This is a genomic window from Micromonospora sp. RTP1Z1, from assembly GCF_033804685.1.
Taxonomy (GTDB): Bacteria; Actinomycetota; Actinomycetes; order Mycobacteriales; family Micromonosporaceae; genus Micromonospora.
On sequence record NZ_JAPFQV010000006.1, the window covers coordinates 102,653 to 126,895 of the forward strand.

Here is a 24,243-nt window from a genome sequence, read left to right on the forward strand (position 1 = left end):
ACGGAGAGTCGGCATTTCGAGCTCGTCGTGATGCATCGGCACAGACTGCAGCGCGGTGCGCCTGGAAACCGCCGCGCTACAGCCGCAGCCGGGTGGCGCGGGTGTACGTGTCGGCCGGGTCCTCGCCCTCGGTGAGGTCGACGTCCTCGACGACCCTGCCCTTGCCGAAAACCTCGTCCGCGCAGCTCACGCGGCATGCTCGTACCCGTGGAGGATGCCGCTGAGGCGCTCGCGTCTTCGTATGTTGAGGTAGACCATTTTGTCTGGATCGACGATCGGCTCCGGCAAGGGGTGCAGTGGGCGGGCGTTGGCTATGCCCTGGTGGGGCCGGTGGAAGTTGTAGGAGCCTTCGAACTCCCGTAGAGCGTGGAGGAGATGGTGCTGGATCCAGATCAAGGTCCGGTCCAGGAGCTCGCGGCGGCAGGTCTGCACCCACCGTTCTATGATGGAGTTCATGCGGGGCAACCCGGGGTCAAGGTTCCCGACGCCCCGTACACCGGCTCCCACCAGGCCGGATGGGGTTTTCGACAGGGGCAGGGTTCTCGCCGTGGGTCACGGTGTCGACGTCTGTCATCGTCCGCGCCGGTGCGCCGGTTTGCCTGCTCGCTTGGCTGCTCTTACAAGGTGAGAAGCTCAGCGCTGTCCGACATCCCTGAGGGCACGTGTTGTCCTGTCGAGAATGTCGTCGCGTTGCACTGCCAGCTCCTCAGGCAGGCTGGATCCCCCTCGACGAGTCCGGTCGAGCAGGCGCGCGACGTTGGTCAGGATCTCACCACTGGTGGCGCCGTACAGCACAGCGTCCTCGAGCGATTGTGGAAGCGTCTTCAGGCCGCTCCGCCGCAGGCACCGGACGAACTCGTCGATGTCGCCGTAGAGGTCGCTCATCGACTCTGCTGCTCCAGTTGGACATGACTGAGTCTACGAGCAAGCTCAACTCGGGGTCCACGACCGCCGTCGCTCCGCCAGCCCCATGCCCCAGACCCCAGTCGCGGTCAGGACATCTCGCTTACAAGTTCTGCGCGCTTCGTCCGGCGGCATCCGTCCACGTTGCTGACCTGGAATGATCGTCCGTAGTCCACTCGCCCTGGTCGTCTCCGTCCCAGCCTGTTGCTGTCGCCGTTGCTGTCGAGGGCCCTGGCAGTAACTCCCACCCGGGTCGTGGCGGCGTCGGGAGTACCCCGTCGGCTACACCGGGTAGCGCGACGGCAGCAGTGCGGTCAGTCCGGCGGCGAGGCCGAAGGCCGTTGCACCCTGGAGGCCGTAGACCCAGGCGGGCGAGTGGTGAGGACCGGTGTTGTGGCCAACCCGCAGGACGACCGTGAGCAGCAGTTCGCCGAGCAGGACCACCAGCCACGGCCGGGGCAGCCCCAGCAGCCAGCAGGCGACGCCGGCGCAGACCGGCAGCACCAGCAGGTACGCGAAGGCCGCCCAGATCATGACGTCCAGTCGGTCGAAGTTTGGCCCGGCCTCGGCGTCCCGCTTTAGCAGCACCGCCGCGGTCGGAGTCACCAGCGCGAACGCGACGACCGCACCGAGGACGGCGGCGCGCAGCGTCCGACTGGCCGGATGCCGGGTCTGCTCACTGCGGTCTGCCCGCCCCATGTCGCCTCCGTCAGCTGTACGGCACGCTGCGCTCATGGTGCCGGCCGCAAGCCATGCGCCTGTCCTCTCGCATTGGAGCAGTTCCGACCTATGACCCCCGTCGGGGGGAGCCTGGTCGCGGTTGTCATTCAGTGTTAGCAGGCATCGTCCTGCCCGCTCAGGCACGGGCCGTCCAGTCGCTCCTTCCCGTCCGTCGCCGTCGTACAGCAGCCTGTTTGCTGACTCGCTGCTGACTCCGCCTACCGGTGCGGATAGGCGCGCGCGCCGCCGTCCGGTGCGGTCGCTTTCAGCTTTGCTGTCGACAGCTTGATGGCCGACCTACTTCGTGGGCGAGGCCTGAGGTCCTCTGCCTGCGGGCGATGCGCGGGCCGGTAGGTCACGACCTGGGCGTGCCGGTCGCCGAGGTGATACCCAGCGATCAGGGCGCAGAGTTCGTCGATGAGGTTGTCGGCTGGGAAGCGGGGCGGCGGCTGCATGGCGGCTCCTTCAGGGGCGCTGAGAGGCGCTCAGCTTACGCGCAAGGCCCGCCCCCAGCCGGCCTTGCGGGCAGAGCTGGACCCCTTCGTCCCGAACGCGGCTGGCTGACATCAACGGCCAACGGCTGGTGTCGTCCCGTACACGTCGCCGCAGGAAGCTAGTGTCCTGAGTCGTCAATTCGCCGGCAGATAGTAGGCTGTCGGGATGGCTGGTCGTCCGCGTGGTGTGGTGGAACTGACTGATGACGAGCGTGCGTGCCTGACCCGGTGAGCGCGGCGGGGTAAGTCGTCGCAGGCGTTGGCGTTGCGGTCGAAGATCGTGCTGCTGTGCGCCGATGGCCTCGTGAACACGCACGTCGCGGAGCGGTTGGGTGTCACGCGGGACATGGTCGGCAAGTGGCGTAGCCGGTTTCTAGCCCGCCGGTTGGAGGGGTTGACCGACGAACCACGGCCTGGGGCGCCTCGCCGGATCACCGATGACCGGGTCGAGGAGGTCATCGTCCGGACGTTGGAGCAGCAGCCGTCCAACCTGGATAGTCACTGGTCAACGCGGTCGATGGCCAAGGCCGCCGGCCTGTCGCAGACAGCGGTGTCGCGGATCTGGCGGGCGTTCGGCCTCAAGCCGCATCTGGTGGACACGTGGAAGCTGTCGGCTGATCCGCTGTTCGTGGAGAAGGTCCGTGACGTGGTGGGCCTGTATCTCGACCCGCCGGTCAAGGCGATGGTGTTGTGCGTCGACGAGAAGTCGCAGATGCAGGCCCTGGAACGAACGCGACCGATGCTGCCGATGATGCCCACCGTTCCCGCCCGGCAGACCCACGACTACGTCCGCCACGGCGTGGCCAGCCTGTTCGCCGCGTTCGACGTCGCCACCGGCACGGTCATCGGGCAGGTCCACCGCAAGCACCGCCACCAGGAATTCCTCAAGTTCCTGAAGACCATCGACGCGAACACCCCCGCCGAGCTGGACCTGCACCTGGTCCTGGACAACTACGCCACCCACAAGACCCCAGCGGTGCAGCGGTGGCTGGCCGCCCATCCCCGCTTCCACCTGCACTTCACCCCGACCTCGGCGTCCTGGCTCAACCTCGTCGAACGCTGGTTCGCCGAACTGACCAACCGGAAACTCCGCCGATCCAGCCACCGCAGCCTCGCCGAACTCGAAACCGACGTCCGCACCTGGATCGACGCGTGGAACACCGACCCGAAACCGTTCGTCTGGACCAGAACCGCCGACGACATCCTCAACAGCCTCGCCACGTACTGCCGGCGAATTAACGACTCAGGACACTAGGCGTTCCGTGTCGTTCGTCGCCATCGGTTGTCGACGCGTTCGCTGCCTCCTGGCTGCTCCGGTGCGGCCGGGCAGACATCTTCCGGGTCAAGGAACAATCACTACTCGATGAGCTGCGGGAAGATGGGGCCTGACCTGCCCGAACGGTGCAGCGCCCACGGGCGTCCGTCGTTGTGCGCGTCCGTCGTCACCTGGTCGGTCACTCAGTCGGGAGCGTCAGACGTTGAAGCGGAGCTGAGACGGGCTTGCGGTCACCGATGATTGACCTGGCCGAGGTAGCCACCGGGGTGGGGGCATTCGGTGGCCACCAGGAAGGGGACATTCGCATGGCCCGCTGACAGGTGATAAGAACATCGCCATGGTCGGGAACCGATGGTGGCGTGTCTGGCGTATGAGGTGGGTGGGCGGGCTCGCGTTACTGGTCGTGGCGACAATCGGCGGCTTCGTCCTATTTGGTTCTACCGACGCGGCAGTGACCGCGTCCCCGTCCCTGCCACGCCACCTCGGTGCGCCGGGCGTCTTTACGCCAGACGCACGTCATACGCCGATCGGGGCCGCCAGCGTCGTGTTTACCAGCGGGGCGTGGGGTCTGGACGGATCGGAATTCGACATTGCCCTCACCGGCTTGCGCAGCGATGCATACCGGACGCTACCGGAATCGTTCAACTCCACCGCGGGCATTAACGCCATCCTCTCCCCGAACGGGACGCAGCTCGCGGTCGAGAACGGGATCGTAAACCTCGCCACCGGCGCGACGACGCGGTTGCCGCCGGACGGCGGCGACTACCGCGCCCCTGAGGCGTGGTCACTGAACGGCCGGTATCTCGCGACGGTGACCTACACGCAGCCGGACTTCGTGGCGCCGGAGACGTTCGGCGGTGCATGGACGTCACCGGTGACGCACGCGGTGCTATCGGTTGTTGACACCTCCGACGGGCATGAGACAACGATCGCTGACGTCGACATGACAGCGAAATTCGACGGTTGGCTCGCCGCGTTCTCACCGGACGGCACGAAGCTCGCGTACCAGTCCGGCAACCGGATCGTCGTGGTTACGCCGACGGGCGCCCCGATCGCCGCGTTCGCAGTTCCCGCCGGCACCCGCATCGCGGGCAAGGGCGCGTGGACCCGCGACGGGAGCGCGCTCGCCGTGGTCGCTGAGCGGCCGTGCGGCTGTGGGCGGGCGTACGACGCGCGATGGACGCTCACTACAATCGATGTGTCGACCGGTGCGACCATGGGCACGGCCTATGTCGTGGATGGCGTGGTGGCGCTCCGGATCCTCGGCTGGGCACATACCGGCCGCCCAGTGGTGGCGACGTATGACGCGGGGACTGCGGCCGACCTGGATCCGTCATATCAGATCGTGGATTTCCAGCCGCATAGCGACGCCGGGATCGATCAAACAGGCCTGTACATGTCGGGCGTCGAGAATCTCGACAATGTCTTCGGGACCCGCGTCCTTGTCCTGGCCGCGGCGGGGCCGCCGCAGGTGCTGCTCGCATCCAGCTCGCCCGGCGCGGAGTCGGTGGACGTCGCCGACGATGTGGTCACCGGCAGCCTCAGCCGCGCCGGCCATCCGCCTCTGGCCACCTTTGATCATGTCGTCGAGGGAGCCGCCTGCGCTGTCGCGGCCGTCCTCTTCGCCGGCCTTGTCGCGGCGATCATCGTGATCGTTCAGAGGCTCCACAGGTCTCGACGGCACCGCCGTACGGGTCTCGCGTCCGGGTCCTGACACAGCCCCCGAACGGTGGCCGCGACCGGCGGGTTGTAGACCTCTAGTTTGTAAGTTCTAGTACTCCAACGTCACTTGATCTTGACGCGGCAGTCTCAAAAATTATCCGGCGGCGGTCCGACGAGGGGTTCGCCAATGTCCGGCAGTCTACGGCTGCGTGGACGAAGGTCACTTCCCCAGCGTGCGCACCGCAGTCGAAGACACCGCGGCCAGTTCGGGCTGCGCACGCCGGTGGCGCGCCTCGAAGTCCGGTCCCGGCCGCACCCGCCGCAGCGCCCGGTTCACGGCCCGCAGCCGGCCGGCGTCGGCGTCGGCCCGGGTCTTCTCCGCCGACAGCACCCTTTTGAGCTGGTCCACGTCGATGTTCGCCATAGCGGCCCCCTCCCGCCCATGCTCGCCACCGGCGCGGCAGACGTCAATGTCGCCGGCGTTTACCTCGCGCTGTACGCGAAAGGCCGCCGACCTGTCGCGGGGTCGGCGGCCTTCGTCCTCGGACCGGGGTCAGCGCTCACTGGTTCGATCCAGTATCGCCCACCATAGATATACCCAGGTAGGAAGCCCGTCACCGGTTCGACTGGTAACGGGCTTCCGCGCTGTTGCCCCTTAAATTGGGAGCAGATCGGGAGCACGGCGTCCGGCTCTGGTTCCGACCGCCCTGGGCCGCCGGCGGTGGTACTGGATCACCGGTCCAGATCGGGCCGGCCGGCTGATCGAGGAGCTGGACGTACCGGTCCGGCACACCCGGATCCGCCCGACCTCCCGCCTGCACTACACCCGCGACGTCGAACGCGTCCTGATCCCCCACCTCGGCAAGTACCGCCTCGCCGACCTCGACGCCCGGCTCCTGCGCACCGTCTTTGACCAGGTCGCTCAGACCACCAGCACCAAGGGCTGCCAGTCCGCCTCCGCGACTCCACCAGAGTCGAGGCCGTTTACAAACCACCAACAGCACGAAGGCGGGGAAGGTCCCTCGACAAGTCCTCACGGAACTTGACAGGTCGGGCGCGCGAAGCGCCGACATACGAGGCGACCTTCCCCAACCAACGATCCTCCAACCAGCCGACCTACACGGTCAACCGAGCCGCCACCTTGACAGGCGATCCCAGATTGGGAATCACCTGACGCCGTCGAACTGGTTCAAGGTCGTCATCAGGGTGGCCACCGTCGAGGCGCAGTCGCTCTGCACCGGATTCGACTCCCGCAGGGCCGTCAGGACCGCATCGATCTGGTCGTCGAGTTGGTGCCATTTGGCGGAATCGCGCGGCTTGAGCCCCGCCTCGGCGTCGTCCCATGCCACCTCGAGATCCTTCACCCGGGCCTTCCCGCCCACCAGGTCGTTCTTGGCGACCTTCGCATTGACGTCGGTGACGATGACCGCGAATTTGCCTAGGTTGCCCAGCTTCGAGGTCGGATGAGCTTGCCGCGGGGGAGCTGCGGGGGCACCGGCCTGGGCGCCGGGCTGTGCGTTCGTAATGACCGCCGGCTCGGCGGTCTGCGTCGTGTCCCCGGCCGGCCGCAGCGCCCACCCGGCCAGCGCGACAGCTACGACGGCCGCAGCGGCCCAGATGTAGTCCTGCCGGTGGCCCCCGAGCGGCCCCGCGCCCTTGACGGCCACACCATGGCGGCTGACCAGAACTTGCTCGCGGATGACGAGGACCAAGATCGTGGCGAAGAACAGCAGACTGGTCACGCTCGCGCCCAGCCCCAGGCCGCCGAAATCCTTGTCCTGCGTCAGCAGGTCACCAAGCGAGGCGCCGAGCGGGCGGGTGAGCACGTAGGCGATCCAGAACGTCAGCACCTGTCCAGCGCCCAGATGGTAGGAGACCCACGTCGCGAGAATCAGGCCGCCGAAAATCAGCACCCCGTTGCGGAAGCCCAGGCTGAGCGCCTCGGTTGCAAGGTCGCCAGCGGCGGTGCCGAGCGCGAAGGTGGTGAGGATCGCGCCCCAATAGAACGCCTCGCGGCGCGGAGTGTCGATGGAGGCGATCGCGAGGGTGCGTTCCTGGCGATACCAGACGGCGAACACGACCGCGAGGACGACCGCGAAAACGGCGGTGCTGATGTACAGGCTTACGCCCAGCGTGTCGGTGAAGAAGTCGGTCAACTGCGTGCCGACGATGCTCACCAATACCACACACAACCAATAGATCCACGGCGTGTATGCGCGGGTCCGGAATTGGATGACAAGCGCGACGACGAGCACCGCGATCATTACCGCATCGGTGACGGCAGGGCCGAGGCCGACGTTCACGGTCAGATAATCCGCGAACGTCTCTCCGATCGTCGTCGACAACACTTTAATGACCCAGAACGTCATGGTAATCGCCGGGACTTTCGTCAACCACCCGCGCGTACTTACCAGCCGGTCAGTGGCAACGGACACAATTCTCCCCTTCGTCAAGGACACTCAGGAGAGCATGGACCGCCAATCCTGAGATCTTGCTGAAGACCTCATCCGGGCTCTTCGAGGTTTCGCGGGGCTCGCGGGCAGGGCCCCGGCAAAGTCGTGGCGCGGGTCCGGCTTGAGTTGGCCCACCGCGCGAGCATGCTCCACCACCTGGGCGACAGTCTGATCGTCGACCCTGTCTCGCGCCGGTCCACGCTTCGCCACCTGGCCGATGTCGACCTTGGCGATCACGACACTCCGGCCGCGAACTGCATGCCGGGCAGGCTACACAGCTTCCGGCGTACAGGTCGACTCGTCCGTCGCCCACCAGGTCAGCCGCACCTACCTAGCGGCTGACCTGGTGTTTCATCGGTTGCTGCCGGTCTTCGTTGGTCGTCATTGGTCGGCACTTGACGGCCCGGTGACGGCCCAAATGGCCCAGAGACGGCCCAGGCGGGGTTGTCGCTCTGCATCTCGGCCGGGCAGCTGTTCGCAGCGGGCTCCGACCCCCTTATTTGTAAGTTCCGGGCAGCCTGCCGACCCCGTCCAAGTCGGCCTGCTACTCCATCAAGCCCATTTGATGTAATCTGCTGATTGTGGTGTTGTCGAGTCAAGCTCCCCCGCAGTTCGTGCGCTTGGCCGCCCATCCGCTGCGGTGGCGGCTGCTGACCGAACTCGCCGAGAGCGACTACCGGGTCCGGGAACTGGTGACGCTGGTGGGTGAGCCGCAGAACCTGGTCTCCTACCATCTGCGGCTGCTGCGTGACGGCGGGCTGGTCACCGCCACGCGCAGCAGCTTCGACGGCCGCGACAGCTACTACCACCTGGCCCTGGATCGCTGCGCAGATGCCCTGGCCGATACCGGCGCCACGCTGCACCCGGCGCTGCGCCGGGATTCTTTACCCCACATACCCCCGGTGGACCCGCGGCGCTCGCCTCGCGTCGGCGTGCTGTTCGTGTGCACCGGCAACAGCGCCCGCTCACCGATCGCCGAGGCCCTGCTACGCCACTGCACCGGCGGCCAGGTCGAGGTGGCCAGCGCCGGCAGCCGGCCCAAGCCCCGCCTTCACCTCAACGCCGTACGGGTGCTGCACGACGAGTTCGGCATCGACATCACCGATCGGCGCCCACGGCACTTGGACACGTTGACCGGCCGCCGGTTCGACTACGTGGTCAGCCTGTGCGACAAGGCCCGCGAGGCCTGCCCTGACTTTCCGGACCATCCCCGGCGGGTGCACTGGAGCATCCCCGACCCCGCCACGGCCGGCGACACCGACCAGACCAGCTACCCCGCCTTCCAGCACACCGCGAACGACATCGACTCCCGCATCAGGCACCTGCTGCCCGTCCTCACCGCCACCCGCTCTGGAAGGAGATTCAGTCGTGACCACATTCGACCAGTACGCCAGTGTCCGTTACCTCGTTGATGACGTCCAGACGGCCGTCGACTTCTACACCACCCATCTCGGCTTCACCCTGAACACCAGCGCCGCGCCCGCCTTCGCCGACGTGGTACGCGGCCCGCTGCGGCTGCTGCTGTCCGGACCAGCCAGTTCCGGAGCCCGCGCTACCCCTAACGACGCCACAAGTCCGGGCCGTAACCGCATCCACCTCACCATTGAGGACCTGGACGCCGAGATCGACCGACTCCGTGGCGCGGGACTCTCGTTCCGCAGCGAGCCGGTCTCCGGGCCCGGCGGGCGCCAGATCCTGCTCGCCGACCCCGCCGGCAACCTGATCGAGCTGTTCCAACCCGCCCACAATTCCCCCGCCACACCAACCACCTGACCGCAGCCCGCCGTGAACGATCCGCCGGCGTTCCTGCCGGTTGTCATGAGGCTGGGACGGGCGCGTACGGCGCGCTGGAACTTGGTGCGGCGGTCTTCTGGCAGACCCGAACGCGGCGCTCGTATTCGCTGCGGTCAGCCGGTCAGACGGTGCGGCGGGAGCGGGCCAGAGCGAGCCAGCCGAGGACCGCGGCGATCAGCCCAATCACCAGGGCCACGAAGCCACCGACTATTCCGTAGCCGGTGCCGGGACCACCCTCGGCGGCGGCCACCACCAGCCCGCCGATGACCATGCCGGTCAGCCCCGCCACCAGGGCCACTGTGGCCCCCCTTCTCCCGTTGCCCTCTCCGATACGACCGGCGGAGCGGGCCAGAGCCAGCCCACCGACGACCACGCCGGCCAGCGCCACCAGTGCGGCGACGGTGCCCACGAGTCGCCCGGTGGTCAGGGTGTAAGCATCGACGGCGGCCGACTGGGCCGAGACGTGCGCGGCCGCTGGTTTGGCAAGCCCGAACCCCCCGAGCAGGGCGGCTGCGGCGGCGGCAAACAGGTGACGGACGGACATGAGTTGCTCCTTCTCCTCATACGACTGGACGTCGTCTGATCCTGTCCGCCGGACCCACCACCTGTCGTCCTGCTGACGCGGGCACTTCACGCTGCCGCAAGCGGCGCATCCGGCTGCCGCGGATGCCGCAGAAGCCGGGAAGGTACCGCGTGTGCGGTACCCGGCCGATCATCCGCGCGCAGGAGTCGCCCGGGCAGGCATCCAGTTAGGGTGCGCGCATGAGCAGGGGACGGATGGGTGTCAGAGACTGGGCGATCGCCGCCGGCGTGGCGGCGATCCTGCTGGTCACCGGGCTATCCGGGCAGCACTCCGCCACCAACCTCGACCTGCTCGGCTACGCGCTACTGACGGCCGGTGGCCTAGCGCTGGCCGCGCGCCGCCGCGCTCCGGTTCCCGTCCTGGCCGTCACCGGGCTGTGCGCGGTGGGTTACCAGGCGGCCGGTTTCGACGTGCCTGCCGTCGCATACCTGTTCGCGGTGTACGCCGCCGTGCGGGCGGGACACCGCAATATCACGGTGGCGGCGAGCGTGATCATGCTGGCCGGTCTCCCCCTCGCGGCAATGGCCTCGGGCCTGCACGACACGGGCGAGGCGTTCGCGCAGGCCCGAGGTGCCCTCGAGCTGGCCTGGCTGATCGCCGCCGGCGCGGCGGGTGAAGCGCTGCGACAGGCCGAGCGCCGGGCGGACGAGGCCGAGCGCACCCGCGAGGAGACCGCGCGGCGCCGCGCCAACGAGGAGCGCCTGCACATCGCGCGGGAGCTGCATGATTCGCTCACCCACCAGATCTCCGTCATCAAGGTGCAGGCCGAAGTCGCCGTCCACCTGGCCCGCAAGCGGGGTGAACAGGTGCCGGAGGCCCTGCTGGCGATTCGGGAGGCCGGTCGTGAGGCGGCCCGGGAACTGCGAGCGACCCTGGAGGCGCTGCGCGACGACGACAAGAACCCACCGCGTGGACTCGACCAAGTCCCGGAACTGGTGCAACGGGCCCGGACGACCGGCCTGGACGCGAAGCTGACGATCGAGGGACACCGAAACGACGTGCCGGCCGCGGTGGACCGGACCGCTTACCGGATCGTTCAGGAGTCGCTGACCAACATCGCCCGTCACGCCGCCGCCGCTACCGCGTGGGTCCGGATCGACTACCGTCCCGACGCTCTGGTCATACGGGTCGATGACGACGGCAAGGCTACGTCGGACACCGCGCCGGTGCCCGGCGTCGGGCTGCTCGGGATGCGCGAACGAGTCACCGCCCTCGGAGGTCACCTGCGGGCGGCACCGCGTCGCGAGGGCGGCTTCACCGTCCAAGTCGAACTTCCCGTGGATCAAATGTCATGATCCGTGTCCTGCTGGTCGACGACCAGCCGCTCCTTCGCAGCGGATTCCGCGCGCTCCTTGACGTCGAGGACGACATTGAGGTGGTGGCCGAGGCCGCCGACGGCAGCGAGGGCCTGGCGCTGGCCAAGGAACACCTGCCCGACGTCGCGCTCATCGACATTCAGATGCCGGTCGTCGACGGCATCGAGGCAACCCGGCGCATCGCCGCAGACCCGACCCTGGCCCGGGTGCACGTCGTCATCCTGACCAACTACGGCTTGGACCAGTACGTCTTCGACGCGCTGCGCGCCGGCGCGGCCGGATTCCTCGTCAAGGACATCGAGCCGGAAGACTTCCTGCACGCCGTACGGGTCGCCGCGCGCGGCGACGCCCTGCTCGCACCATCGATCACCCGCAAGCTGATCAACCGGTACGTCACCCAGCCACTCAACACCGGCACCGACACGGGGCTGGAAGAGCTGACCAACCGCGAACGCGAGGCGGTCGCCCTGGTCGCGCAGGGCCTGTCCAACGACCAGATCGCCGACTGCATGGTGATCAGCCCGATGACCGCGAAGACCCACATCAACCGAGCCATGACCAAGCTCCACGCCCGCGACCGCGCCCAACTCGTGGTCCTCGCCTATGAATCAGGCCTGGTAGCCCCGCGCAACTCCTGACTCCAAGGTTTCAGTGGATCGCCAACCTGCGCGGCTGCCCACGGTTGTCGGCCACTCCGACCAGGACTTCAACGGCTTCGCGGGCCGGTTCGAGCGGGTGGAGCCGCGTCGTGCGGCGGCTGAGTTCGTGACCGGGCTGTTGACCGATCTTGAAGTGAAGACGTTGGCAGTTGGCCGAGCGGGCCGGGCACGCCCGGCCGGATGCGATGCAGCCGCTGTTGTACCGGACGGTGTGGGACGCTGACGCCGTCCGTGACGACCTGCGACAGTTGATCCACGTGCGACATCGGTATCAGGCCGGTCTGGCGTCACTGCTTCCTGCCGCGCTCGGCCTTGAACGAGATTTCCTTCGCGGTCGGCTCGGGCTCTCCCACCTTGCCGTGATCTCAAGGATGCCGACGGCGAACGTCGCGGCGAACGTCGCTCTTTCGTACGGGCCAGCAGCGGAACGGTCCGTCTCAACACCACCCTTGATCCAACGTTGACGGCCTCGGCTATTCGGCGTAGCCTTATGGCTATGGAGATTAGCCACGCCCTCTCCCAGACCCGCTCCGGCGGCCGAAAGCGCGTTCATGCCTAGGGCCGGGCTGTCCACCGCGGCCGTCGTCGACGCGGCGCTCGACCTCATCGATGATCGGGGCCTGGATGCCCTGACCTTGGCCGCGGTCGCCGAACGCACCGGAGTCGCCGCACCCTCGCTGTACAAGCACGTCGGCGGCCTCGCTCAGCTGCGGACACTGATGGCCGTACGGATCATGGAAGAACTGACCGAACGCTTCACCACCGCGTTGGTCGGCCGCAGCGGCGACGACGCCGTCGCCACCCTGATGCGTACCTACCGTCGCTATGCGGTCGAACATCCGGCCCGCCACGCCGCGATGCCGCCGGATCCACTGCACGACCCTGCCCTGGCGAGCGCCGGCGCACGGCTGCTTGAGGTCTTCCTCGCGGTGCTGCGTGGCTACGGACTCGAAGGCGAGGCCGCCATCCACGCCACCCGCTGCCTGCGGGCGATCGTTCACGGCTTCGCCTCGATCGAGGCGGCCGGCGGCTTCGGCCTGCCCGAGGACCTGGACACCACCCACGAGCAACTGATCCAGATGTTCATCGCGAGCCTGCCCCACACCTGATCTTGACGCTGGAGGACACGATGCCCACCTCCCCCGCCCGCACCCGGCTCGGCGCCCTCGCCCTCGCTGTCGCCGGCGTCCTGTTCGCCCTCTACCCGGCGACCCGACCGTGGCACGACGAATCCACGGTCGACGGCGCGACCCGGGCGATGAGTTCCAACTGGTGGGTCGCCTCGCACCTGTTCGCCATGATCGGCTTCATCCTGGTGACGCTGGGTCTGCTCGCCGTACGCGACGCGGTCAGGCACACCCGAGCCGAGCCGCTCGCCTTCGCCGCCGTCGTGACCGGTTGGATCGGCGTGGGACTCGTCCTGCCCTACTACGGCGCCGAGGACTTCGGCCGGCACGCCATCGCCAGCAAGTACGCCGCGGGCCAGCCTCTCGACCTGCTCGACCTGGTCGACACGGTCCGATACAACCCGGTCGCGATCACGACGTTCGGGCTCGGCCTGATCGCGCTCGGGGTGTCGGCCGTCCTGACCGCCGTCGCGGTCTGGCGCTCGGGGGTGCTGCCACGCCCCAGCGGCATCCTCTTCGCACTCGGCTTCACCCTCTTCCTTCCGCAGTTCTACACGCCCGCAGCCGTCCGGGTCGCACATGGCCTGCTCGTCGCGGTTGGCTCGGCCTGGCTGGCGCTGGCACTGTGGCGGGCGAGGGCTGATTCCTGACGTTTCCGGTGCCTCCTCGGCGAGGCCACGAAGCGTTTCACAGTCCATCGCACGGGTTGTCGCCCACCGTGCACTCCTCGGGCGCCTGGGCGAGCGGGGCGTGGACGTCGCCTAAGGTCTGCGATTGTCCGGCCGGTACGGGTGGCCCGGTGAAGGTGACCGCCTGCCCGTCCTGCCGCCACTCGGCCCCGCTGGCGCTGGCGAACCTGCTCCCCCTCGGACAGCGTGACGATCGCACTCCAGTCCTGTGCCACGGCGGTGCCCTCGTTGTCGAGTTCCACCGCGCGTGTAGCCCAGCGCCTGGGTCGAGGCGGCCTCTGGCGGGCAGTCATGGCAGAAGCCGGCCGCGGAACCGAGGCGGGGCGTACGCGAGGGCTTCGCTGGTGGGAGTGCGGCTCGGGCGGGGGATGCTGGAGTGAGCGGCTCGCGGCGGTTGCGGCGGTCGGCACGGGCAGCGGGTCGGTCCGGCCCTGCATACCGCCGCACCTGCACTGATACGGGCGGCAGCCGCCGAACACGTGTTCCGCGGCTGCCGCTCGTATCCCTGAATCTGCCACCCGCGCCGCGTGGGCGTTCTGGCCGTTCTTCTTCGGCGTCGTGGCGGCAGGTCGCCTACCTCCGACGCTCCGCTGCGGCGTATGACGAGGGCGCCACCGGCGAAGCGTTTTCGGCTCGCGACGACAGTTCGCGTTCTCTGCCACCACACCGCAAGCAGCCGGTCCCTGTGGCGCTGTTGCATTAAGGGCTCATCATGATCACTTGCCGCAAGTCTTCCTGCAAGATCGAACTTGGCGCACAGCCTTGATCTCTAGAATCGTGACAAAAGGGTCCCACTGCTTGAGCTCTCCGGTGGCCGGTTGGCTGGCCTGCCGCCGTCTGGAACGTCGTAACGGAAAATCTCCGGCGCCGAGAGCACCCGATGCCCTAATGCAACAGCGCCGGCTGGACGGGTGAACGATCTTGAACCCTTGTTGATGCCCCGTTATGTCGACATCCCGGGACGGGAAGAAAGACCGGGGTGACAGGGACCGGCCGTTGTGAGGCGGCAGGCGGCGGCCCGTGGATCCCGCTCGGGCCGTGGTGAACACCGCTGTCCCCGGGGTAAAGAGGCCTATGGCTCGGACGCCACCGAGCAGTGATGCGTTCGATCGGATCCTGGACGTGGACGCGCTGCGGGGATTCGCGTTGTTCGGCATCCTGCTGGTCAACATCTGGTACTTCGCCTCGGGCTACGCGTTCCACCGCTTCCCTGACCCGGCGTACCCCTCCTGGCTTGACCATGGGATCCGCGACAGTGTGGCGCTGCTGTTCGAGATGAAGTTCTATCTGCTCTTCTCATTTCTGTTCGGCTACAGCTTCACGCTCCAACTCGACTCGGCGCGGCGCCGGGACACCGCCTTCCGGTCGCGATTCCTGCGTCGGATGGCCGGCCTGTTCGTGCTTGGCGGACTGCACGCCGTGCTGCTCTTCCACGGCGACATCCTCACCACCTACGCCGTACTCGGGCTGGTTTTGCTCGCCGTACACCGGATCCGGCCGCGCACGGCGGTGATCCTGACCGGCCTGCTCGTGGGGGTCGTCGTACTCTTCTTCGGCTCGATGGCCCTGGCGGCGGTGCCGTCGCTCGACCAGTCGGCCGCCCTCAGGGCCGGGGAAAGCGTTACAGCTGCGCTGGCCGACGGACCGGCCTCCGTCATCGCCCAGAACGTCCGTTCGATTCCGCATATGATCATCGGGACGGCGATGCTGCAAGGACCGGTCGCCCTGGCCATGTTCCTTCTGGGGCTCGCCGCCAGCCGCCGCCGGATGCTGGTCGACGTGTCGGCACACACTCGCGGTCTGCGCCTGATCCAGCGCGTTGGATACCCGGTTGGTCTCGCCGGCGCGTTTGCCGTCGTAGCCCTGGGCGGCCGCACCACGGACGAGGGCCTTGCCTTAGCCACCCTCACCGGGACGGCCCTGGCGGCCGCGTACGCCGCCACGATGCTACGGCTGTTCCACACACCGACGGGGCGTCACATATCGGCCGCGCTCGCACCGGCCGGCCGGATGGCGTTGACCAACTACCTGAGCCAGTCCCTGATCTGTGCTCTGATCTTCACCGGGCTCGGTCTCGGGCTGATCGGCCAGGTACCGCCGGCCGGCGTACTGGCCATCGCACTTGGCATCTTCGCCGCGCAGCTGGTACTGAGCGCTCTCTGGATGAGGACTCACCGGTACGGCCCGGTCGAGTGGATCCTCCGGGCGGTGACCAACGCCGAGTGGCCGGCGTGGCGCCGATAAGAGGTCCTAACAAAGTCGTACGACGTGTCGGTACGTGATGATGCAGGTCGCGAGGCTGAGGAAGGCTTCGTGGATGTCGTCGCGGCGTTCCCACCGGATGCGGAGCCGTTTCATGCCGTGGTACCAGGCGATTGTTCGCTCGATCACCCACCGGTGGACGCCCAGCCCGGAGCCGTGTGGTGTGCCGCGGCGGGCGATCCGCGGGCGGATGCCCTTGGCCCGTACCGCTTTGCGGTACTTGTCGTGGTCGTAGGCCCGGTCGGCGAACAGTTCGTCGGGGCGCCGGCGGGGCCGGCCTCGCCGGCCACGGACCGGTGGGACCTTGTCGATCAGCGGCAGCAGTTGGGTGACGTCGTTGCGGTTGCCGCCGGTCAGCGACGCGCACAGGGGGATGCCGGCGCCCTCGGTCAGGATGTGGTGCTTCGAGCCCGCTCGGGCGCGGTCGACCGGGCTCGGTCCGCTTTTGGGCCGCGTCTGGCGGCACGGACGTGGGAGGAGTCGATGACCGCCCGGGACCAGTCCAGCTTTCCCGCGGCCTGCAGCTCGGCAAGCAGCAGTTCGTGCAGCTGCTGCCATACCCGGGCCCGGTTCCACTCCTCGAGCCGCCGCCAGCAGGTCATCCCGGACCCGAACCCGAGCTCCTGGGGCAGGAACTCCCACTGGATGCCGGTGTGCAGCACGAACAGGATCCCGGACAACACCCGCCGATCCGGGATCCGTTTCCGTCCCGGACGCCGGGGATCGCGGAGCACAGGCTTGGGCAGCAACGGCTCAAGGCGCTGCCACAACCCGTCCGGCACGATCCACGGCGGCTGCTCACCACGCCTCACGGCCAGACATCGTAGATCACCGTCCGCAAAGGACGGAAGAGGCATAGATCACTTCTGTTAGGAACTCGCCGCCGTCATGGCACTACTCATCCTGGGTATCGTCATCATCGGGCCGTGGCTGACCACAGGAGTCGGCAAGGTGCTCATATGGACCAGCCGCCGAGCCGCGACGACGCTCGCCGGGCATCGCCTGACCGCGGACCCGTCCGCGAGTTTCCGATCGATCAGCGGCCTCGTTCTGACAGTCTTCCTGGTAACCGTGATCAGCGCGCTGTCGGCGTCGACTCTCGCCCGCTTGCCGGACCCGGGCCGGATCGTGCTTCTGCCCGGCACGGTCGGCACGAACTTCGCCGACCACAACGCCGAGCCGCTGTCCGCCGACCGGACCAACGCCCTCGTCGCACAGTTGCACACGATTCCCGGTGTCACCGCCGTCGTCGACCTGCGCACCAACGCCGGCTCGCTGCCGGCGAGCCACAACGACCCGGTCCGCGTCGTCACCCGCTGCGCCAACCTCCGCGCCGCCGCCCTGGCCGACTGCCCGGACCCGGCCGCCACCGTGTCGGTCGACGCCCGCGGCCTCGCCGGCGGAGACGTCGGCGACGTCCGCATCGACACCAGCGCCAGTCCGGATTCGCTGCCAATGCGCGGGCTGCTCGTGACCACAGACGCCAGCGCCGCCGCCATCGAATGGGTACGGACGACCATCGAGTCCGCGACCACCGACGACGCACCGAAACTGCCGTGGACGGTCGGCGAACTCAAAGGACAGAACGACCATCAGGTGGACCTGATGAACCGCATTGGCAACAGCGTCCTGCTCATCACCCTGGTGATCGCCGGGTTCAGCCTGGCAGTGTCCGTCACCGGCGGCCTGGTCGAACGTAAACGACCGTTCGCGCTGCTGCGACTCGCCGGGATGCGCTCCCGCGACCTGTCCTGGGTCCTGATCGTCGAGACCGCCGCACCACTCATCGGCATCGCCGCCACGAGTGTCCTGCTCGGCCTCGCCGCCGCGGCCGACGTGCTCCGCGTCAACCACATGCCGTGGGAACCGCCAGGATCCGGCTACTGGTGGACCCTCGGCGCCGGACTCACCACCGCGCTTACGGTCGCGCTCGCGGCCACCATGCCGCTACGCCGCATCACTTCTCTGGAAACGGCACGTTTGAATAGCCGCGACCAAGGAAAACTGCGCATGTCGCTCCACCTGTCCCGCACGTGCCCCAGTTCGGTCTCGCTATAGGAATCGACGCAACCGGCGGCAGCGCCTTCCGTCCGATGCTGCGTGCGGCGACCCTCGCCACGTTCCGGCCGAAGAGAGTGAGGAACCAGGGCATACCGGCGGCCATGTAATCACCAACTTTTCCTGGGAAATTACCTTCTCGCCCCACGGCGGGTCGGACGCGATCTGGGCGGGGCGATTCTGGCTACTGTCGGCAGGCGAGCCGCACCCCGGTACCAAGTGGTTGCTGGCCACGATGACCGCCAGGCCCGATGCTGCCGATCCCGTCCGCTGCATCGACCAACTACTTGACCGCTCGCTTCCCGCGTCGAGCCGTTACGAGGCGATGTGGCGCCTGTGGGGCTGGTCGACCGGCGCGCCTACCGGGCCGGGGTGTCCTCCCCCTGTTGGACGGCACGCCGTTCCTGTCGTGAGCCTGGGTGCGGCGATGTCCAGGGGGCGCCTGGACAGCGCCGCATCCCGACCAGGCGGAGGAGTCAGCCGGCTCGTGCCGAGGCAGCGAGTGACCACGCCCGGGCCGCGATGCGCACCAGCACGCGGGCCCGGTCGTATGCGCGTCACCGTGATCCGGCCGTCAGCCTCGGGCGTCGGCTCCGAGGTCTCAATTGGACATAAGTCCGGTAATCCGATGTACCGGGAGAGCCGCACCCTGTAGGCATGAGGGCATGCGTCGTGTCGTGGCCGTCAGTCTGTCCGTCCTGCTCGCTGTCACGGGTTGCGCGTCGAAGCCGACCACGGCACCGCCGGCGAGGTCGGCGCACCCCTCCACCGGCGGTGCCGAGCTGCCCGCGGCCGGCGAGGTCGTCCGGCGCGTACCGGTGATGCACCAACCGGATGGCCTGTCCGCGACTCCGACCAGTCTCTGGGTCGGCAGCTACGGCAGCGCCGCCGTCGCTCAGATCGACACCCGTACTGGCACGCTGGCCCGGACGGTGCAGCTGTCCGGGATGCCGATCCCGCTGTCCGTACATGCCGACAGCACCGGCGTCTGGGCGGCCGCGTACGGGGCGTCGGCCGTCCTGCGGATCGACCCGGTCACCGGTCGGCCCGACGCCACCATCCCGGTCGGCTCCGGCCCGAACGGCTTCGCCGAGGTGGCCGGACAGCTGTGGGTGGTCAACCATTACGACTCGACAATCAGCGTGATCAACCCAGGCACCAGGAAGGTAGTCCGGACGATCGCCGTGGACGGCCTCCAGGGTGGGTTCCCGGTCGCCTACGGCGGAGCGGTCTGGGTCGCCGACCTGGAAGGGTCCAGTAACCAGCTGTGGCGGATCGACCCGGCGAGCGGTCGGGTAACCGCCAAGATCCCGGCGGGCCCTAACCCAGCCGAGGTCGCGTTCGGCTTCGGCTCCGGCTGGGTCACCGACCGGGAGGGGCTGACCCGGTTCGACCCGGCCAGCGGGGCGGTGCAGAAGCGGTTCACCAACCTCGGCCGCCACCTCTTCGGCATCGCCGTCACCACCGGCTCGGTCTGGGTCGGCAGTGTCGACGACAACCAGCTCGTCCGGATCGACCCACAGAGCGGCGAGATGACCGGCCGGGTGACCGACATCAAAGGCCCGCGCCAGATCGCGGCGGTGGACGGCCAGCTATGGGTCACCGAGTTCAACGGCAACACGGTCGCGCAGATCAAACCGGCCAACTAGCGGTGTGGTACGACGGCGGCGGACTCTTTGACCAGGTGACCAACGCCGCACGAGCACGTAGCCCCGATGTCTCGCCTCACGACCGCGTGGTTGCCCCGCTTCGCAGCGGAACGGTGTCGCCGGGCGGTCCCACGGATGCCGGCCATCGACGAGCAGTCGGGGCGCCGTGGGGGAAGACGGTTCTGCCGAGCCGGTCGACCGGGCGCTTCCCAGCAGGCCTTGGCCGCCGGTGCCGCACGTGGACAGCTCTCGTCGGCACCGCCCGATTGCCAGTTCACTCGGTGGGAAGGTCAGTGTCGCGGTGCGATGGTGTTGTCGGCGGGGTGTCCGAATGTGGTAGGTGTCCGATGGCGGCCACGATTCCGGGGTTGGCCATCGCGCCGTACATCTGCGCCACGTGAGCTGGCCCGTGCGGGAAGCCTTGGTTGACCCACCAGGTGAGGATGCCCAGCAGTCCGGAGGTGTAAAACTCGGCCATTGCCTCGGCCGGGATCGGTGAACCGCTGGCGGCCAGATGCGGGGCGAGGTGCGTGCGCAGCGCGGCGGCGAGAAGCGTGTGCAGGTGCCCGTAGACGATGTTGCCGCCATGTCGTCCGCACAATGCCCGGTAGACCCGGCGGTGCCGGTAGGCGTGCGCGAACACCACGATTGAGGGCTGGCCCGAATCGTGCAGCTCGACGCCAGGCGTCATCGCGTCGAGGTCCCGCCGCAAATCGTCGCGCAGGTCGTCGAAGCACGACAGCAGCAGGGCTTCCTTGTCCCGGAAATGTGCGTAGAACGTTGAACGGCCGATGTCCGCACGGTCCAGGATGTCCTGCACGGTGATCGCGTCGTAGCCCCGTTCGAGGATCAGGTCGGTCAGGGCCTCGGCGAGGTTCCTGCGGGTGCGCCGCACACGGCGGTCTCCGACCTCCGTCATGGTTCCTCCTCCCGTTCCCGGACGGTTTCGCGGTTCTGTTCGGTACCGCACACGGGCGCCGCTTTGCTTGTTGACGGCCGATGCCGTCCCACCCAGATAATCGAACACAGTGTACGGAAGCGAACTCCTTGTTTGGGAGGCTGTCGTGGCTGATCTACCGCTCTACATGTGGGCGCTGGTGCTCATCGGAGTCATCGGCATTCCAGTCACCACCGCCATGGGGCTGTTCCGTTCGACCATCCCCGGGGTCGGGAACCGCCGTGTCGCCGGCACCGTTGCCGCTGGCTTCGCCGCGGTCTGGGCGGCGTGGATCATCGTCAGCGCGATACTCGCCGACGATGGCGCATACCACCAGTCCGCGTCCCAGAACCGCCCATGGATCGGCGTCGCCGCAGGTGGTGCGCTCGCCGCCGCGCTCATCGGCACCGCGATCCCCGCCGTGGGCCAGGCGCTGCGCTCGCCTGGATCGCTCGCCCGGCTCACCCTCCCGCAGACCTTCCGCGTGGTCGGCGTCGCATTCATCATCGCCATGGCACTCGGCAAGCTGCCGGCCGCGTTCGCCGTGCCCGCCGGCCTCGGCGACATCGCCATCGGTATCGCCGCCCCATTCACCGCCCGTCGACTCGCCAGCGGCGACCGCACCGGCGCGACCTGGTTCAACATCCTGGGCATCCTCGACCTTATCGTCGCGGTAAGCATCGGATTCCTCGCCGGCCTCGGCCCCAACCGGCTGCTGGACATCTCCCCGTCGACCGCCGACATCGCCTTGCTGCCACTGGCTCTCATCCCCACCACGGCGGTACCACTCGCGGTGGCACTGCACATCACGTCACTGATCCGTCTGCGCACCGCACCCGTGCGAGCCCCACACACTCCGGCCGTGCCGGCCTGACCCACCAAGGAGACTCCCGATGCGGCATGCCCGTGAGCACATGCTCGGCCTCACCACCCGCCCAGCCCGTTACCAGCGCCTGACCCGCCGCCCATTCCGCGGCGTCCACACCCGGCTCCTCGCCGACATCGTTGCCGCGAACCTGCCCCCGGGCAGCCGGATCCTCGACGTGGGCACCGGACCGGGCACCATACCGATCGAACTGGCCACAGCCGCACCCCAGGTCACCATCGACGGCATCGACCTGTCCGCACAGATGATCGGGCACGCAACCGCGGCAGCGCGAGCCGCCGGCTGCGACAACCGCGTCACGTTCATCGCCGCCAACGCCAGCGACATGCCGTTCCCGGACAGCTCGTTCGACCTGATCGTGTCCTCAATGAGCCAGCACCACTGGTCAGACGTACCGGCCGTCGTCCGCGAAATACACCGCGTACTGCGACCCGCCGGCCGCGCGTGGATCTACGACGCCCGGCTCATGCTGCACCGCGCAGAACACGCGGCGCGGCGAGAATTCCCGGCCGCTGCCGTACGCCGCATCCCGGTCCGCACCGGTCGGCTGCCGCTGCACCTGTTCGCCCGGCTGGCAATCGATCAGGCGCCAGCCTGACGGTACCGCCCCAAGTCCCCGCGCGGAACATCGCTGAACTGCCGGCGTCAGCGCGCCCGCTTGTGCGCCCTGCGGCCGCAGGCAGCTCGATAAGCTCTCGCGACGGAGTGGGCCGTTTCCCCCGTGACGGCCGCTCCTTACTTCAGGTCGTCACCCCCGCCCACTTCCGTTCCGTCGACCTTCTGATCCGTAACTCCCGGCGAAGAAGTCGGCGCAGGCTGGTAGGGCGTCAGCAAGCCTCATCGAGGTCTGTCGGGGTCGGTTCGGTCGCTGGCGTTGCTGAACTCAGCTGCCGTTGGACATCTCGCTTACAAGTTCTGCGCGCTTCGTCCGGCGGCATCCGTCCACGTCGCTGACCTGGAATCATCGTCCGTAGTCCGCTCGCCGAGGACGAACCCGTCCTGTTGACCGGTCCCGGTCGGGTCGATGGCGTGCTCACCGGGGTCGCCCGGTTCCTCCAGCAGCATGATCAAGGCGCGGGTGCCGTTGCTAACGACAGCGAGCAGTCGACCTCGGTCGTGCTCGAACCACGTTTCGAGCATTCCGTGGTCGATTCGTCTCCGAACGACGTCAGCAGCCTGCGCACCGCTCAACGGCGCGTGACGATCCGGCTCGCGCCAGTGGTCATTCATGGGCCGGAACGGTATCGGCTACCCGCTCGTGAAGCACTCTTCTAATGCCGCCGACATGCAGGCCGGGCTCAGCCGAAGCGGTCACGCTGGTGGTCGTGTTGGCTATCGGTGAGGTCGCCCGTGGGGACCTGCTGATCCTCAAGGGCAGATAGAGGTTGCGGTACGGCCCCGCTTGAGAGAACCGTCGGCCGGCGTGACAGCACGCCGCCGATCGAGGAGGGGCCGCTTCGTGGGCATGGTGTTGATCGGGCGCCGGTTGTCGGCCGAGGAGTTGGCAGGGGTGCTCGCCGACCCGACGGCGGTCGACACGCTGCTTTACGGCGACCGCGACGACGATGAGGCCGAGATGCCCGAGCCCGAGCTGGACCTGGACAAGTCGTGGCACGGCATCCATTACCTGCTCACCGGCACTGCCTGGCAGATCGGCGAGGGTGCCGGCGCGGCGATCCTCGGCGGCGACGAGATCGGTCAGGATGGTGGCTACGGCCCGGCCCGGCTGCTCGACCCGGACACCGGCCGCGCCATCGCCACCGCGCTCGACGCGCTGGATGTGGAGACGCTGCGCACCCGCTTCGACCCGGACGCCATGACAGCCGCCGACATTTACCCGGATATCTGGACCAACGGCACCGACGAGTTCGACTACCTTATGTCGCACTTCACCGAACTGCGCCGGTTCTACCACGCCGCAGCCGTGAACGGGCAGGCCGTCCTGTTGGCCATCACCTGACGCCGCCCGGCTGTCTTCGGGTGCCGGTGTCCGAGGGGATCAGGTGCCCGCTTCTGCCGCGATCCGCGCGTTCGGTCGCGCACTCAACTGCCGCTGAAAACGCGCGAGCGGCTTGCTGCCGTCGACGCACTGTGAGCGGCGGGGTGTCGTGGGTGGCGAGCAGCGCTGGTGGTGGCTCGGGTCCGGGCTGCCCTGGTCGGCGGCGGCCCGCCGACCAGGCAGCCGGTCAGCGGCGGCCGGTGGCCAGGGCGACGAGGTACTGTCCGCCGCCCGCCTCGACGCTTGCGGTCACCGGCAGTCCGGGCACCAGCCGGGAGAACCGGTCGACCAGCCAGTCCGCCGCCTCCTGGGCGTCCTTCTTGCTCGGACAGCGGGCGACCAACTCGCGGCCACCCTTGCGTTCGAGCCGCTCGGCGACGGTGATCAGCGGCGCGGGCTCCACCACGTGCAGACGGTCCGGCCAGGCGATGACCACCTTGACGGCGCCCTTGCGGGTGTTGCAGGCACGGTGCGCAAGTCGCTCGGCGACCTTGGCCTTCTTGTCGGCGGTGCGGCTGTCGACGCTGGGACCACGCGCGTCGTTCACCGACATGTCGGCGTCGACCGGCTCGTCGCACACCCAGCATCGCCAGCTGTCACGCCTCGCGACGTCATCGAGGAGACTCATCCGAGCAAACTAGCCTGTCAGCCCCCGGCGAACGACAGCCCCGACCGCATCGAGCGCCGCCAGTCCAAAAAGGGTGTCGCCGCCCGCCACGCCGACCCGCGAACCACCATGCGCTACGACCGGGCCCACAAGAACCTCGACCGGCACT

Annotated in this window: 23 protein-coding genes and 2 pseudogenes; 14 read left to right on the top strand and 11 right to left on the bottom strand. The window is 68.2% G+C overall.

All coding sequences use genetic code 11. The features are described from left to right. Positions 1-186: 186 nt before the first annotated feature. The 4 genes from SLP03_RS05185 to SLP03_RS05200 all read right to left on the bottom strand — a co-directional run bounded on the left by SLP03_RS05185 (position 187) and on the right by SLP03_RS05200 (position 2,078). Positions 187-507 (bottom strand): integrase core domain-containing protein, encoded by a 321-nt coding sequence (locus SLP03_RS05185; protein ID WP_413644395.1) that lies wholly within the window; start codon positions 505-507, stop codon positions 187-189. 126 nt (positions 508-633) lie between these two features. Next, positions 634-885 carry a hypothetical protein gene (locus SLP03_RS05190; protein WP_319459358.1) on the bottom strand — a complete coding sequence of 84 codons (252 nt, stop codon included), beginning with the start codon at positions 883-885 and terminating at the stop codon, positions 634-636. Positions 886-1,185: 300 nt separating this feature from the next. After that, positions 1,186-1,602: a hypothetical protein gene (locus SLP03_RS05195; protein WP_319459359.1), complete on the bottom strand. Its 417-nt coding sequence runs from the start codon at positions 1,600-1,602 to the stop codon at positions 1,186-1,188. A 239-nt stretch (positions 1,603-1,841) separates the two neighbouring features. Beyond that, a complete protein-coding gene (locus SLP03_RS05200) occupies positions 1,842-2,078 on the bottom strand; it encodes a hypothetical protein (RefSeq protein WP_319459360.1) in 237 nt (78 codons plus the stop codon). Between the two features lie 205 nt (positions 2,079-2,283). Between SLP03_RS05200 and SLP03_RS05205 the strand changes: the two are divergent. Beyond that, positions 2,284-3,372: pseudogene (locus SLP03_RS05205) on the top strand (IS630 family transposase). 400 nt (positions 3,373-3,772) lie between these two features. Then, positions 3,773-5,107, top strand: coding sequence for a hypothetical protein (locus SLP03_RS05210; protein WP_319459361.1), 1,335 nt, complete (start codon positions 3,773-3,775; stop codon positions 5,105-5,107). Positions 5,108-5,275: 168 nt separating this feature from the next. Here the strand turns inward: SLP03_RS05210 and SLP03_RS05215 are convergent, their stop codons facing one another. Both SLP03_RS05215 and SLP03_RS05220 read right to left on the bottom strand, forming a co-directional pair. Further along, positions 5,276-5,479, bottom strand: coding sequence for a hypothetical protein (locus SLP03_RS05215; RefSeq protein ID WP_319459362.1), 204 nt, complete (start codon positions 5,477-5,479; stop codon positions 5,276-5,278). Positions 5,480-6,221: 742 nt separating this feature from the next. After that, entirely contained in the window at positions 6,222-7,424 is a 1,203-nt protein-coding gene (locus SLP03_RS05220) for a hypothetical protein (protein ID WP_319459363.1), read from the bottom strand. Between the two features lie 665 nt (positions 7,425-8,089). Here SLP03_RS05220 and SLP03_RS05225 point away from each other — a divergent pair. Further along, on the top strand, positions 8,090-8,920 hold the full coding sequence (locus SLP03_RS05225; RefSeq protein ID WP_319459364.1) for an ArsR family transcriptional regulator: 831 nt from the start codon (positions 8,090-8,092) through the stop codon (positions 8,918-8,920). After that, on the top strand, positions 8,877-9,281 hold the full coding sequence (locus SLP03_RS05230) for a VOC family protein (RefSeq protein ID WP_319459365.1): 405 nt from the start codon (positions 8,877-8,879) through the stop codon (positions 9,279-9,281). Before SLP03_RS05225 ends, SLP03_RS05230 begins: the two co-directional genes overlap by 44 nt. Positions 9,282-9,423: 142 nt before the next feature. Here SLP03_RS05230 and SLP03_RS05235 read toward each other — a convergent pair whose 3' ends face one another. Then, positions 9,424-9,846, bottom strand: a complete 423-nt coding sequence (locus tag SLP03_RS05235) for a DUF6223 family protein (protein WP_319459366.1) — start codon at positions 9,844-9,846, stop codon at positions 9,424-9,426. A gap of 266 nt (positions 9,847-10,112) precedes the next feature. Here SLP03_RS05235 and SLP03_RS05240 point away from each other — a divergent pair, with 266 nt between their 5' ends. The 5 genes from SLP03_RS05240 to SLP03_RS05260 all read left to right on the top strand — a co-directional run bounded on the left by SLP03_RS05240 (position 10,113) and on the right by SLP03_RS05260 (position 15,920). Next, a complete protein-coding gene (locus SLP03_RS05240) occupies positions 10,113-11,180 on the top strand; it encodes a sensor histidine kinase (RefSeq protein ID WP_319459367.1) in 1,068 nt (355 codons plus the stop codon). Continuing rightward, positions 11,177-11,839, top strand: coding sequence for a response regulator transcription factor (locus SLP03_RS05245; protein ID WP_319459368.1), 663 nt, complete (start codon positions 11,177-11,179; stop codon positions 11,837-11,839). The genes SLP03_RS05240 and SLP03_RS05245 overlap by 4 nt, the downstream gene beginning before the upstream one ends. 572 nt (positions 11,840-12,411) lie before the next feature. Then, complete coding sequence (locus tag SLP03_RS05250) at positions 12,412-12,969, top strand: TetR/AcrR family transcriptional regulator (RefSeq protein WP_319459369.1); 558 nt, start codon at positions 12,412-12,414, stop codon at positions 12,967-12,969. 20 nt (positions 12,970-12,989) lie between these two features. After that, positions 12,990-13,637, top strand: a complete 648-nt coding sequence (locus SLP03_RS05255; protein ID WP_319459370.1) for a hypothetical protein — start codon at positions 12,990-12,992, stop codon at positions 13,635-13,637. Between the two features lie 1,161 nt (positions 13,638-14,798). Continuing rightward, on the top strand, positions 14,799-15,920 hold the full coding sequence (locus SLP03_RS05260) for a DUF418 domain-containing protein (RefSeq protein WP_319459371.1): 1,122 nt from the start codon (positions 14,799-14,801) through the stop codon (positions 15,918-15,920). Positions 15,921-15,926: 6 nt separating this feature from the next. On the opposite strand, the pseudogene SLP03_RS05265 reads toward SLP03_RS05260, so the two are convergent. Continuing rightward, a pseudogene (locus tag SLP03_RS05265) lies at positions 15,927-16,795 on the bottom strand (IS5 family transposase). Positions 16,796-16,826: 31 nt separating this feature from the next. On the opposite strand from SLP03_RS05265, the gene SLP03_RS05270 reads away from it, so the two are divergent. Then, positions 16,827-17,996, top strand: a complete 1,170-nt coding sequence (locus tag SLP03_RS05270; RefSeq protein ID WP_319459373.1) for an ABC transporter permease — start codon at positions 16,827-16,829, stop codon at positions 17,994-17,996. A gap of 665 nt (positions 17,997-18,661) precedes the next feature. After that, a complete protein-coding gene (locus tag SLP03_RS05275) occupies positions 18,662-19,645 on the top strand; it encodes a YncE family protein (RefSeq protein ID WP_319459374.1) in 984 nt (327 codons plus the stop codon). Positions 19,646-19,919: 274 nt separating this feature from the next. Here the strand turns inward: SLP03_RS05275 and SLP03_RS05280 are convergent, their stop codons facing one another. Beyond that, positions 19,920-20,564, bottom strand: a complete 645-nt coding sequence (locus tag SLP03_RS05280; protein ID WP_319459375.1) for a TetR/AcrR family transcriptional regulator — start codon at positions 20,562-20,564, stop codon at positions 19,920-19,922. Between the two features lie 145 nt (positions 20,565-20,709). Between SLP03_RS05280 and SLP03_RS05285 the strand changes: the two genes are divergently transcribed. Together SLP03_RS05285 and SLP03_RS05290 are read left to right on the top strand one after the other, a co-directional pair. Then, positions 20,710-21,456 carry a hypothetical protein gene (locus SLP03_RS05285; protein WP_319459376.1) on the top strand — a complete coding sequence of 249 codons (747 nt, stop codon included), beginning with the start codon at positions 20,710-20,712 and terminating at the stop codon, positions 21,454-21,456. 19 nt (positions 21,457-21,475) lie between these two features. Then, entirely contained in the window at positions 21,476-22,066 is a 591-nt protein-coding gene (locus SLP03_RS05290; protein WP_319459377.1) for a class I SAM-dependent methyltransferase, read from the top strand. 308 nt (positions 22,067-22,374) lie between these two features. Here the strand turns inward: SLP03_RS05290 and SLP03_RS05295 are convergent, their stop codons facing one another. Continuing rightward, the gene (locus SLP03_RS05295) at positions 22,375-22,698 is read right to left on the bottom strand and encodes a hypothetical protein (RefSeq protein WP_319459378.1); all 324 of its coding nucleotides are present in this window, start codon (positions 22,696-22,698) and stop codon (positions 22,375-22,377) included. A gap of 235 nt (positions 22,699-22,933) precedes the next feature. Between SLP03_RS05295 and SLP03_RS05300 the strand changes: the two genes are divergently transcribed. Further along, complete coding sequence (locus SLP03_RS05300) at positions 22,934-23,428, top strand: YfbM family protein (RefSeq protein ID WP_319459402.1); 495 nt, start codon at positions 22,934-22,936, stop codon at positions 23,426-23,428. Between the two features lie 226 nt (positions 23,429-23,654). On the opposite strand, the gene SLP03_RS05305 is transcribed toward SLP03_RS05300, so the two are convergent. Beyond that, a complete protein-coding gene (locus SLP03_RS05305; protein WP_319459379.1) occupies positions 23,655-24,095 on the bottom strand; it encodes a hypothetical protein in 441 nt (146 codons plus the stop codon). Positions 24,096-24,243 lie beyond the last annotated feature (148 nt).